We start from the raw sequence: 12,026 nt of genomic DNA, 5'->3' as shown, positions 1-12,026 counted from the left end.
TCCGGGCCGCCCCCGACGCCGACTTCGGCGCGGCCGCCGGCTTCGACGGCGCGATCGTCAGGGCCGTGAAGTCGTGGTCCGTGGTCGTTTCAGCGTCCGGCCGTATTCGTCGACGGTGCTGCTGGACATGGTGACGAACGACGGCGTGGAGCCGCTGTACGAGGCGGCGTTCTGCTTCATCGTCACGGAGCCCGCCGTCGGCGCCGTGCCGAAGGCGGTTGAACCGTCGTAGTAGGTACGGGTGTCGGAGACGGCGTCGCGCGGGAGGACGGGCGTCGTGGCGCACTTGACGGCGACGGTGGTGTTCTCGTCCGGGGCGTCGAGGATCCAGGCACTGGTGCTGTCGGCGTATGTCGTGGTGACGCACTGGTCGTCGGCCGCCGTGGTCACGTCACCGAGGTCGTCGGTCCTGGTGACCCGGCCGTACGAGTCGTGGGTGTAGTCGGTCTCGGTCTCGCCGGTTCGGCCGTCGGAGTAGGGGGTGTAGACGCGTTCCCTGCTCTGACCGGTGAGATAGGAGTTCTGGGCGGGCAGCGTGTCGCCCAGGCTGTGGGTCGCCCGGGAGGCCGAGGTCCACGGGTCGGTGACGGTGTCGGTGATCACCTTGCCGCTGCCGGCGCCGTCGTACTGGACGGTTTCGTACGCCATGCCGGCGTACTGGTCGAGATCGGTGACCGCGGGGTCGCCGCGCGAGTCGGTGATCGTGGCCGAGCGGGTGCCCTTGTTCGGCAGGGTGTCACCGTCCATGCCGCGGAAGTACGTGTAGTCGCTCTCGGTCACCGGGTCGGGCGCGTTGCCGGTGGTGACCTTCATGCCCTGGAAGCCGCGGAACTGGTTCCAGGTCCCCTCGTTGGCGAGCGTCAGCGGTCCGTCGTCGTAATACCAGGTCAGGGAGAGCAGAACGCCGTTGACGCCCGCGGCCTCGGCGTCGCTGCGGGGCAGCACCCGTACACCGACAGAGACCGGTGCCGCGGAGTCCGCTCGGTCGGCCGCGGAGCAGGTGCCGGTCGCCGCTCGCTTGCCGTTTCGGCTGTCGTGTCCGCCGGGGCCGATTCACAGCGGAAGGGACCCGGCGCGCCTGGCGAACCGCGCACCTCGCGCGTGGCGGCCAGACGGTACGGTCCGTCGGCGGCGCACTCTCCACCGTGCTCGCCGGACCGGGTGCCGCTCTCATCGGCATCACCGCGGCCCTGGCTGTCCGGGGCGGACCTGCCGCACGTGAGGTGTCGGGTCCGTCGAGCCGCCGGAGGGGGTGGAGGGGTCGGAGGGGTCCGGGGGGGGTCACGGTGCCTGGGGGCCGCGGGCGGCGGCTTGGTCCAGGAGTTCGGGAAGGTCTTTGAGGCGGTCGAGGCCCTGGACGGCGCGGGCCGTGCGGTGATTGGCGGACAGCCGGGCCCGGTGGCGGTGGAGGAAGGCCCAGTAGCCGGTGCTGTAGGGGCAGGCGTGGTCGCCCACGCGGTCGGTGGGACGGTAGGCGCACGGCCCGCACAGGTCGCTCATCCTGTGGAGGTACGCGCCGCCGGAGGTGTACGGCTTGGTGGTCATCAGGCCGCCGTCGGCGTACTGCGACATGCCGACGACGTTGGGCAGCATGACCCAGTCGTAACCGTCGACGAAGCAGCGGTGGAACCAGTCGGTGACGGCCGCCGGATCCCAGCCGTCCTGGAGGGCGCGGCTGCCGAGCACCATGAGCCGGGGGATGTGGTGGGTCCACCCGGTGTCCCGGACCTGGGCGAGGACGGTGGACAGGCAGTTGGCGGTGACGGCGTCGGCGTCCAGTTCGAGGAACCAGTCGGGGAGCGGGGCGTGGTGGCGCAGCGCGTTGCGGTGCCGGTAGTCCTCGCCGAAGTGCCAGTACACCTGCCATACGTACTCCCGCCAGCCGGCGATCTGCCGGACGAAGCCCTCGACGCTGTTGAGCGGCGCGTCACCCGCGCGGTACGCGGCCTCGGCCCGCTCGACGCATTCGGCCGGGTCGAGGAGTCCGAGGTTGAGCGGTGCGGACAGCAGGCTGTGGCTCATCACCGGATCGGCGGCCAGCATGGCGTCCTCGTACCGTCCGAAGTCCGGCAGCCGGTGCGTGAGAAAGCGGCGCAGCGCCGACAGGGCTTCGCGGCGGGTGGCGGGGAAGAGCCGGGGGCTGTCGCGTCCGACGAAGGACACCTGGCCGTCGCGCTCCCACCGGTCGAGGTCGTGGCGGACCTCGTCGTCGATCTCGTCCTCCTCCGGCCGCGAGGGACCGGCCACCATCAGGGTGTCCCGGCCGCGCGGCGGCGGCTCACGGTTGTCGTGGTCGAGATTCCACCGGCCGCCCGCCGGCCCGTCCCCGTCCATGAGGAGGTCGTGCCGCTCGCGCACCCAGCGGTAGAAGCCCTCCATCCGCAGGCTGCGACCGTCTCGGCGTCCGGCCCACTCCGCGAATTCGGCCCGAGGCACCAGGAAGCCCTTCGCGGGCAGCACGTCCACCCGCTCCAGCGACGTGACCAGGGCCAGCGCAGCGCGCGAGGTGGGGTGGCAGACCGTGAGCCGATCCCTGCCGCCGCCCGGCACCTCGGCCAGCGCCTCCGTATACGTCTCGGCGCGTACGTACGTCACCCGGTCGCCCAGTTCGGCCGCGCGGTGCCGCATCGCGGACAGCACCAGATGCGCCTTGGCGCGGTGGAACCGGCGGCGGCGCAGCACCGAACGGGCCTCGATCATGATCACCGGCGCCTGGGCGTCGGGGCCGCCGTGCCGGGGATCGAGGAAGTGGGGGCCGAGGTGGTCGCCGAACAGCCAGTGCGGTCGCGGTTCCATGGGGGTCTCCTCTCGCGGCGCCCGGGTGCTCCGCGCGGCGGGTCGGTGCTCCACAGGTCGGTGCTCCACGGGGCTGCGCTTCCCGCGGCGGGTCGATGCTCCGCGCCGGACCGACGCCGAGCCGACGGGCGCGGAACTTTCGTACGCCCGGGCCGGTTCCCACGACAGCGAGCTCGGGTCAATGGGGCCGCGCCTACGCACGGACCGTCCCTTCGGCCGATGCTGGCAGCCTCCGCGCGGGTCCTGCGCGCCGACACTCCGGCGCGACCGGACTCCGGAGGGCCGAGACGTACGCCACCGGGTCGCTCCTCACCGCCCCGCCGGGCTCGGCCCTGACGACCGCCCCTGGACTCGGGCCCGTAGGCTCGGACGTGTCCGTCCGCCGCGATGTCCGCCGGACGCGCCGCCGACCACATGCGGCGCGGGCCCGCCCCCGCGCGTACCGTTCGAACGGCCGACACGGATACGGACACGGACACGGACACGGATCAGGCCGAGGGCAGGAGGAGCGCCGTGCCACAGCCCCCGGCCGACTCGTCCCACCACCGGCCGGACCTGCCGGACCGGCCCGATACGGCCGGCGCTCCCGGCCCTCCCGAGCAGCAGACCCTCTTCGGGTGGGAGGACACACCGTCCGCCGCCCCGCCCGACGACGGCGGATTCCGGGACAGCCCGCAGGCCCGACGAATGCTGGACGTACGGCAGGTGTACGCCGAGCCGGCCGCGCTCGCCTCCCCGCGTGGCCGGCAGATCATGGCGCGGCTCCCCGGCGTCCCCGTCACCGAGGTGGCGGGCCACTGGCGCATCCCCTCCCTGCACGGCAACGAGGGAAACGTCTCCCGCTGGGTGCGCGTCAAGACAGAGACACTCGTCCTGGGCGTGAAGCGCACCCTGGAGACGCGCCCCAACGGCAGATCGGCCGACTGGATCGCCCCCGGCGCCTCCAACGGGTGCGCGATGGCCTGCGCCTACTGCTACGTACCGCGCCGCAAGGGATACTCCAACCCGATCACGCTGTTCACCAACGTCGAGGCGATCATCGCCCACGTCCGGCGGCATGTGCGGACGCAGGGCCCCAAGCGGGAGCCGAACCAGTGCGACGCCCACTCGTGGGTCTACGACATCGGCGAGAACGGCGACTGCTCGGTCGATGCCCTGGTCTGCGACAACACCGCCGACTTCATCGCCGCTTTCCGCGCCCTGCCCACCGCCAAGGCGTCATTCGCCACTAAGTTCGTCAACCCCGACCTCCTGGCGCTGGACCCGCGGGGCCGTACCCGGGTGCGTTTCTCGCTGATGCCCGAACGCGACTCGCGCCTGTTGGACATCCGCACCAGCCCGGTCGCGGAACGCGTCGCCGCGGCCGCGGACTTCCTCGACGCGGGCTACGAGGTCCACTTCAACCTCTCACCGGTCGTACTGCGGCCCGGCTGGCAGCGGGACTGGGCCGATCTGCTCGCCAACCTCGACGATGTCCTGCCCGTCCGGGTGAAGCGGCAGGCTGCCGCCGAGGTCATCCTGCTGACCCACAACCAGCAGTTGCACGAGGTCAACCTCGGCTGGCACCCGCGCGCGGAGGACCTCCTGTGGCAGCCGGACGCCCAGGAGGTCAAACGCTCGGAGAACGGCGCGCTCAATGTCCGCTACGCGCGCGACGTCAAGCATGGCGCCGTCGTCCGGCTCCGGGAGCTGATCGCGACGCACGCCCCTTGGCTACGGGTCAGATACGCGTTCTGAAGGCCGACCCCTCCGCCGCCGGTCCCTCCCGGTGGAAGGTCACTTCGACGGTTGGGGGCGGAAAGCCGCATTCGCGGGCGCTCCATTCGGCGACGGCCGCAGCGGCGGCCTCCCGCTGGTAGTCAGTCGGCATGTAGTCGAGCGTGCCTCTTCGGTGGCCGCGTCGTCGAGGACGTGCAGCCATACGTGATCGGTGACCCGGCGTGCGTGAGCGCGACGCATTTCCAGCGGCCAGGGCTCACCGGTGCCGCGCAGCCGCGCCGCGCCGTCGAGTCCCTGAACACGCTCGGTCTGGCCGACCGGTCGATGACTGCCGGGCAGGGCGTCCCAGGTCGTGACGGCGACCGTGCCGTAGCCGTAGCCGTAGCCGTAGCCGGTGGAGACGATCTGCTCGGCCAGTCGCGTACGTACCGCCCCAGACGAAGTCCGTCCTGCTGACGACCGTGCCGTCCTCGCCGATCCCGAGCTTCGCCGTACGGCGCATGACCGGCGTGGCGGTCGGCCAGGACGAGGAGCAGTCCGCTCCTTTGATAAGCGCCAGGTCGAGGAGCTGGGGCCATTTGCGCTGAATCCGTCGCGGCGGGCGGCGATGGGAGCGATGAGTTCGGCCGCGGGCAGCAGTCTCAGTGGTGCAGGCAAGCGATGGGAGCAGAGATGGGCAAGCTGAAGCAGGTGGCCGACGGTGTCTGGGTGCGGCAGAGCGACTGGGTCTGGTCCAATTCGATCGTGGTGCGCGGCGAGGACGGGCTGGTCCTGATCGATCCCGGCATCGACGGTTCCGAGTTGGACCAGCTCGCCGATGATGTGGACGGGCTCGGCGTTCCGGTGGTGGCCGGGTTCTGCACTCATCCGCACTGGGACCATCTGCTGTGGCACTCCCGGTTCGGCGATGTGCCGCGCTACGCGACCACCGCCGCCGCCCGCGTTGCCGGTCAGGCCCGGGAGCGGGCGCAGGCGATGGCGGCGGAGAGCGCGTCCGGCGTACCCCTCGACCTCGTCGCGCTCGTCACCCCGCTGCCCGCCGACGGCGGAGCGGTGCCGGGCCAGGTCATCGAGCACCAGGCGCACGCTGTCGGCCACGCCTCGGTCCTGCTGGCGGACCGCGGCGTCCTGCTCGTCGGCGACATGCTCTCCGACGTCCTGATCCCGCTCTTCGACGCTCGCCAGGACGATCAGGTGGGAGCCTACGAAAGCGCTCTCGACCGGCTGGCCGAGGCTGCCGGGCAGGCCGACGTCGTGGTCCCCGGCCACGGCTCCGTTGCCGAAGGCCGCGAGGTGGCGGCCCGCTTCGCCGCCGAGCGTGCCTACATCGACGCGCTCCGGCGAGGAGACGACCCGGTCGACGCGCGCCTGGGCCCGCACGCGGACTGGCTCGCCCGTCCTCACCGGGCCAACATGGAACAGGCCCGAGGCCGATAGGACCCGAACCCCCGGCGGGCCGACCGGATCGGCACCCTGGCCAAGCGGTCGGCGCGGAACTCCCCGCCGACGTCGCCATCGCCCCGTTCGCACCGCACGCAGCGGTTAAATGGCGGGTCAGAGGAAGGTGTTGTCCGCCTGCCACCCGTCGCTGATCTTGAGGTGGGGCTTGAAGGGGGCGGCGGGGTTGCCGGTGCCTTCGTAGCACCAGAGGCCGGTGGGACCGGTGGCGATGAGGTCGTCGTGGCCGTCGAGGCGGAGGTCGCCGGTGCCCAGGAGGTGGGTGTAGGCGTTCCAGCCGGGGCCGACCAGACTGCGGGCGTCGTAGTACGCGGACGAACGGGCCCCTGGCACCGGGGATGAGCCACAGTTCGCCCTTGGCGTCCCGCCCGAAGATGCTGGGGACCGGGCCGCACGTCGGCAGTGAGGCGCAGGGTCTGCGTGGCGCCGACGTACTGCCACCCTTGAGGGTCGCGGACCTCGATCGTGCCGACGAGGCTGCCCGCGGGCAGGCCCCAGGCCGCCTTGAAGCTCAGGTACTGCGACTGGGCGATGCCGGCGCGCCAGTCGACCGGCGGAAGGTCGATGCTCAACGACCCGTCGGCACCCGGCCCCCAGGGCTTGACCGCGTAGTTCTGTCCGTCGGCGCTGAACGGACCGTAACGGCGTTCTCGAGCTGCTCGGGCGTGTATCCGGCTGCGGCGATCTGGGCTGCCGTAAAGACCACTTGGGTGCTCGTCGTATGCCCGGACGCCGGGCTCAACCAGACGATCCGGATGTTCAGCCGCTCGGTCACGGCGTGCGGCGCCCCGGTGGCGATCTGCGGGCTCGCGCTGTACGAGGTGACGCCCCCATCAGTCCAACTGGGCGTGAAATACGGCTGATTCACGATCAGGTCGCTCGTCGAGCGGTTGGTGGAGGAGTCCGCGATGTCCTTGCCGGTCGCACCGTCCACCAACTGCGCCTGCACCATGATCTGTCCGTACACCGGGTACGCGGCGCTGATGTGCAGATGCGTCGTGCCCGCCGTCATCGGCGTGCCCCGGCCCCAGTGCGCGGCGGCGCCGGGGGCCGGCTCTAGGATTGGCTGACCCGTACATGTCCGCTATCGGCGCCGGGATGGCGCGGGCGGCAGGGGTACTCGTTTTCCTTGGGGGGATACACCGAGTGAGACTTCGCGCTCTTCTGCCTGCCGTGACGGCCGGCGCACTGCTGACGGCCGCGCTCGCGCTTCCGGCGACCGCCGCCGACTCCGGGACGGCGGCGCCGTACGACGCGGTGCCGGGTGCCACCGCGAGCCCGTCCGGCGCGGCGAGCCCCGGTCCGACGGACACGCCGACCGCCACCGCGACCGGCACGCCCACCGGCACCGCCACGCCCACCGGCACCGTCGGCGACACGCCCACGGACCCGCCTGCGCCTACGGACCCGCCCACGGACGCGCCCACACCCACGCCCACGGACACCGCGAGTCCGGAGCCGTCAGGGAGCGGGACGCCCGACCCGGCCGAGACCGCCCCGCCCCCGCACCGCTTCCAGGTGTACAGAGTCGGCAACTCCTGGTCCGACCACTGGAAACTCTCGGTGTCCGTGTACAGCGACACCTCGGCGGTCGCGGGCATCACCGCGCACTACCGTCCGCACGGTGCGCCCGCGGACGCGCCGGACGCCGGTACGACATCGGCCTTCGTGACCAGTCCGTACCTCGACAACGACCGGACGGCGGCGCAGCGCATCGCCCTTCCCGCGATGGGCGTCTACGACATCTCCGTGGACATCACGGACAGCCGGGGAGAGGTCGAACACTTCCCGGACGCGGGCCAGTTCACGTACGCGGCGCAGGTGTCCGTCGGGAAGCTCTCGGCCGACCGCGGCTCGGTGGACTACGAGCACCGCTCGTACGCCGTCTCGGCCCCGGTCACCGTCACCGACCCCAGCACGGGCGCGGCGCTCGACCCGGCCGGTGTGTCGGTCGACCTGACCAACCCGGACCTCGGGGGCGGTGTGGATACGGTCGCCGTCGCCACCGCGCGGGCGGACGGGCGGGTCAGCGCGCCGGTCACGGTGAAGGGCGACGTCACCTACCGGACGGTGGGCGCCGACGGCACCGCCACCGCGGGCTACCCGTACTTCCTCGACGGCAGCGACCAGACCCCGCTCACCGTGCCGGCGAAGGCGGAGACCACCCGGATCCGCGTCCTGAGCAAGACCGACGTCAACGTCCCCCGGGGCGGCCGGACCACGATCACGGGCGTGTACGAGCGGAAGGCCGGGTCCGCGTGGGTGGGCACTCCGGGCCAGAAGATCTACACCCAGGGACCGGCGTACTTCGACGCCACGGCCAGGACCAGGGCCGACGGCACCTTCACCGTCACGACCGGCACCGCGGGCTCGTACTACTTCTGCAACTACTGGAACTACGACCCCTTCCTCCTGCCCACCGACAACAGCACGACGCCGGTCCACGTGCACATCCCCACGCCCAGCCGCGTCACCCCGTTCCGCGTCAGCGAGGACGAGTACGGCGAGGCGGTGATCGACGGCCATCTCGACCTGTACGGATCGGAGTTCGCGAACAACACGCACTCCATGACGATCCAGTACTCGTCCAACGGCAAGTCCTGGCACACCGTCGGCACCACCCGGATCGGCCGCCAGGGCCTCCCCGGCGACGAGTTCATGACCTACGCGACCTACGGCGGCCAGGCGAACGGCTACTGGCGGGCGTACTTCCCCGGCACCCCGGACTTCTCGCCCTCCTACAGCGCGGCCGTCAAGATCTACCGCACCCCCACCCGCGTCACCGGCGGCAAGCCCAGCCGCACCACGGTGCGCAAGAACACCTACGTCACCTTCGGCGGCCACCTCCAGCAGCGGAGCACCTCCGGCAAGTGGTCCGGAATCTCCCGCAGTTACGCGTACCTGGAATTCCGGCCCGCGGGCAGCAAGACCTGGCACTACGTCACCCGCGTGAAGACCGACTCCAAAGGCGCCTACCACCTGCGCGGCAAGTCGACTCGCAGCGGCACCTGGGTCGTCGTGTGGTTCACCTCCGACAGCCGCCACATCGACTCCAACGGCCCGGAGACCTACGTCCGCGTGAAGTAGGCGGCTCCGGTCCGAGCAGTTACCGCGACGGCGCCAACTGGGGTCGGCCCGCCGCGGTCCCGTACCGGTCCGCTCGATGCACCCGCAACGGTCGCGGGACGGACCGGGCCCGCTCGGACCGGCCGCGTCGGCGCAGCGGTTGGAGAACACCTGTGGTGGCGACTCCTCACTCATCCGCTTAGATCAAATGACGGGGCGGGTTCGGATGGGGTGCGCAGAGAGTGCCGGGGGACGGTGTGGGTGGCGCGGCCTTGGGTGAGGACGGGGGCGATGGGGGCGGCGGAGGGGGGCCAGTCGGTGACGGCGGGGGCGGTGAGGGGGAGGGCGGCGCCGAGGCGGGGGGCGAGGGGTTGGGCGGATTCGGCGACGGTCGGGGCGGTGCGGAGGCGTGCGGGGGTGGTCCAGCCGAGGAGGTCGGTGGGGTGGGGGGCCAGCAGGCGGCGGTCGCGGCGGTACGCGACCAGCACCACGTCGTCGTCGCCGAGGCCGTCCGCGGTGAGCCGCCGTACGGCGTCGGCCGGGTCCTCGTCCCGCTCCACCACCGGCGCCGGGGTGGCGTGGTCGCCGACGGTCGGGCCGTCGGCCGGGGCCGGGCCTCGGAAGCCGTTGGCGGTGAGCCAGTCGTCGTTGAAGTACGTCGACAGGTAGGCCCGGCCCGAGTCCGGCAGCAGGGCCACCACGGTGTCGTCCTCGGTGAGGTGTTCGGCCACCCGCAGGGCCGCCGCGAGCGCGACGCCCGACGAGCCGCCCGCGAGGATGCCCTCGGTACGGGCCAGCCGCCGCACGGCGTCGATCGCGTCCTGGTCCCCGACGGCGAGGTAGCGGTCGATCACGGCGGAGTCGAGGGCGAGCGGCCAGACGTCGGCCGTGGCCTCGGGGTGCAGGAAGTGGCCCGCGCCCTCGATGTACTTCTGGCTGCCGTCGCCGCCCGCGTACATCGAGGTGACGGGGTCCGCGCCGACCACCCGGACCCGGCCTCCGCTCACCTCCCTGAGGTAACGGCCGGTCCCGGAGATCGTGCCGCCGGTGCCGACGGTGGCGACGAAGTGGGTGACCGCGCCCTCGGTGTCCGTCCAGATCTCGGGGCCGGTGGTGGCGTAATGGGCGGCCGGATTGGCCGGGTTGTCGTACTGGTCGACGAACCAGGCGCCCGGCGTCTCGGCGGCGAACCGCGTGCCCTGCGAGCGCATGCTGTCCGGGTGGTCGCGCGGGACGAAGGCGTCGACCAGCCGCACCTCGGCTCCGTAGGCGGCGAGTTGGTCCCGCTTCTCGCGCGAGGTCGCGGAGCCGGTGAAGACCACCGTCCGGTAGCCGAGGTGGGCGGCGGCCAGCGCCAGGCCGATGCCGGTGTTGCCGCTGGTCACCTCCACCACGGTGCCTCCCGGACGCAACGAGCCGTCCGCCTCCGCCCTGCGGAGCATCGACAGCGCCGCCCGGTCCTTCACGCTGCCGCCGGGGTTGTGCCACTCCGGTTTGACGTACACGCGCGGGCGCAGTCCTTCGGCGGCGCGGGTGAGGCGGATCAACGGTGTCCCGCCGATGGCGTCGAGCACCGACTCGTATCTGGCCATGCGATCTCCTTGAGTGGTGGGCGCCGGGAGGGGGCGGGAGCGGGGTCAGCGGCACGGCCCGCACACCCGTACGCCGATCCGCTCGTACGCCGATCCGCCCGGTGCCTGCCGTCACCGCCGTGCCGTCACCGCCCCGCCGTCACAGCCGTGCCGTCACCGCCCCGCCGTCACAGCCGTGCCGTCACCGCCCCGCCGTCACAGCCGTGCCGTCACCGCCCCACCGGCACCGGCCCCGCCGCCCGCTCGGCGTCGCGCCGGGCGACCTCCGCCCGTACCAGCGGAATGACGTGGCGGCCGAAGTCGATGGCGTCGCCCAGCAGGTCGTAGCCGCGCGCGGAGATGATATCGACGCCGAGGTCGATGTAGTCGAGCAGCGCCCGCGCGACGGTCTCCGGCGTGCCGACCAGGGCGTTGGAGTTGCCCGCTCCCCCGGTGACCGCCGCGGTACGGGTCCACAGCGCGCGGTCGTAGCGCTCGCCCTGCTCCGCGATGCCGATCAGCCGCTGCGAACCGGTGTTCTGCGGGGCGTCGCCGCCGCGCCGCCGCCACGCGCCCGCCGCCCGGCGCTGCTCGATGGCGGCGACCGTGCGGTGCGCCTTCTCCCAGGCCAGTTCCTCGGTGGGCGCGATGATCGGCCGGAAGGCGACCTGGATACGCGGCGGGGTGCCGCGGCCCGCGGCCAGCGCGGCGGCCTTCACCGCCTCGATCTGCTGGGCGGTCTCGGCCAGCGGCTCGCCCCACAGCGCGTAGATGTCGGCGACGGCGCCACCGGCGGCGTACGCGGCGGCCGACGAACCGCCGAAGGAGACGTCCGGGTGCGGCTGTCGCACCGGGAACACGTCGGAGACGTAGTCGCGGAAGCGGTAGTGCGCGCCCTCGTGATCGAACGCCTCGTGCTCGGTCCACACGCGTTTGACGATCTCGATGTACTCACGAGTGCGCGCGTACCGCTCGTCCTTGCTCAGGACGTCGCCCTCGCGCTGCTGCTCGTGGTCGCTGCCCCCGGTGATGAAGTGCACGGCGAGCCGGCCGTCGCTGATCGCGTCGAGGGTCGCGAACTCCCGTGCGGCGAAGGTCGGATACGACACGTTGGGGCGGTGCGCGAGCAGGATCTCCAGGCGTTCGGTGCGCGCGGCGATGTACGCCGCGGCCGTACCGGGCTCCGGCGAGGCGGAGCTGTACGCGAACAGCACCCGGTCCCAGCCGTGGTCCTCGTGGGCGCGGGCGAGTCGCAGCGTGTAGTCCTTGTCGAAGGACGCGCCGCTGCGCGGTGTGGTCTCGGAGCCGTCGTTCGTGGCGGCGATACCGAGGAATTCGACGGGCACGGCAGGGCCTTTCGTCGGGGTGGACGGGCGGTGGCAGATGGTCAAATTCGGTGACAAGCGGTGACAGTCG

At 72.2% G+C, this 12,026-nt stretch carries 9 protein-coding genes; 3 read left to right on the top strand and 6 right to left on the bottom strand.

Features of this window, described 5'->3' with window-relative positions:
- Positions 1 to 57: 57 nt before the first annotated feature.
- Both ACZ37P_RS20660 and ACZ37P_RS20655 read right to left on the bottom strand, forming a co-directional pair.
- Complete coding sequence (locus ACZ37P_RS20660; protein WP_467347917.1) at positions 58 to 945, bottom strand: hypothetical protein; 888 nt, start codon at positions 943 to 945, stop codon at positions 58 to 60.
- Between the two features lie 336 nt (positions 946 to 1,281).
- The gene (locus ACZ37P_RS20655; RefSeq protein ID WP_467347916.1) at positions 1,282 to 2,796 is read right to left on the bottom strand and encodes a cryptochrome/photolyase family protein; all 1,515 of its coding nucleotides are present in this window, start codon (positions 2,794 to 2,796) and stop codon (positions 1,282 to 1,284) included.
- A gap of 555 nt (positions 2,797 to 3,351) precedes the next feature.
- Here ACZ37P_RS20655 and ACZ37P_RS20650 point away from each other — a divergent pair.
- Both ACZ37P_RS20650 and ACZ37P_RS20645 read left to right on the top strand, forming a co-directional pair.
- Positions 3,352 to 4,533: a spore photoproduct lyase family protein gene (locus ACZ37P_RS20650; protein ID WP_467348116.1), complete on the top strand. Its 1,182-nt coding sequence runs from the start codon at positions 3,352 to 3,354 to the stop codon at positions 4,531 to 4,533.
- Between the two features lie 654 nt (positions 4,534 to 5,187).
- The gene (locus ACZ37P_RS20645; RefSeq protein WP_467347915.1) at positions 5,188 to 5,952 is read left to right on the top strand and encodes an MBL fold metallo-hydrolase; all 765 of its coding nucleotides are present in this window, start codon (positions 5,188 to 5,190) and stop codon (positions 5,950 to 5,952) included.
- Between the two features lie 117 nt (positions 5,953 to 6,069).
- Here the strand turns inward: ACZ37P_RS20645 and ACZ37P_RS20640 are convergent, their stop codons facing one another.
- Both ACZ37P_RS20640 and ACZ37P_RS20635 read right to left on the bottom strand, forming a co-directional pair.
- Positions 6,070 to 6,306 carry a hypothetical protein gene (locus tag ACZ37P_RS20640; RefSeq protein ID WP_467347914.1) on the bottom strand — a complete coding sequence of 79 codons (237 nt, stop codon included), beginning with the start codon at positions 6,304 to 6,306 and terminating at the stop codon, positions 6,070 to 6,072.
- Positions 6,307 to 6,541: 235 nt separating this feature from the next.
- On the bottom strand, positions 6,542 to 6,985 hold the full coding sequence (locus tag ACZ37P_RS20635) for a hypothetical protein (RefSeq protein ID WP_467347912.1): 444 nt from the start codon (positions 6,983 to 6,985) through the stop codon (positions 6,542 to 6,544).
- Between the two features lie 161 nt (positions 6,986 to 7,146).
- On the opposite strand from ACZ37P_RS20635, the gene ACZ37P_RS20630 reads away from it, so the two are divergent.
- Positions 7,147 to 9,060, top strand: coding sequence for a hypothetical protein (locus ACZ37P_RS20630; RefSeq protein ID WP_467347910.1), 1,914 nt, complete (start codon positions 7,147 to 7,149; stop codon positions 9,058 to 9,060).
- 170 nt (positions 9,061 to 9,230) lie between these two features.
- On the opposite strand, the gene ACZ37P_RS20625 is transcribed toward ACZ37P_RS20630, so the two are convergent.
- The gene (locus tag ACZ37P_RS20625; RefSeq protein WP_402712802.1) at positions 9,231 to 10,631 is read right to left on the bottom strand and encodes a PLP-dependent cysteine synthase family protein; all 1,401 of its coding nucleotides are present in this window, start codon (positions 10,629 to 10,631) and stop codon (positions 9,231 to 9,233) included.
- A 209-nt stretch (positions 10,632 to 10,840) separates the two neighbouring features.
- Positions 10,841 to 11,956 carry an LLM class flavin-dependent oxidoreductase gene (locus ACZ37P_RS20620; protein ID WP_467347909.1) on the bottom strand — a complete coding sequence of 372 codons (1,116 nt, stop codon included), beginning with the start codon at positions 11,954 to 11,956 and terminating at the stop codon, positions 10,841 to 10,843.
- Positions 11,957 to 12,026: the final 70 nt, after the last annotated feature.

Source organism: Streptomyces sp. NPDC024632 (assembly GCF_055559175.1).
Note: the sequence above shows the minus strand (reverse complement) of the source record. Positions and strands in the feature narration are given on the sequence as shown.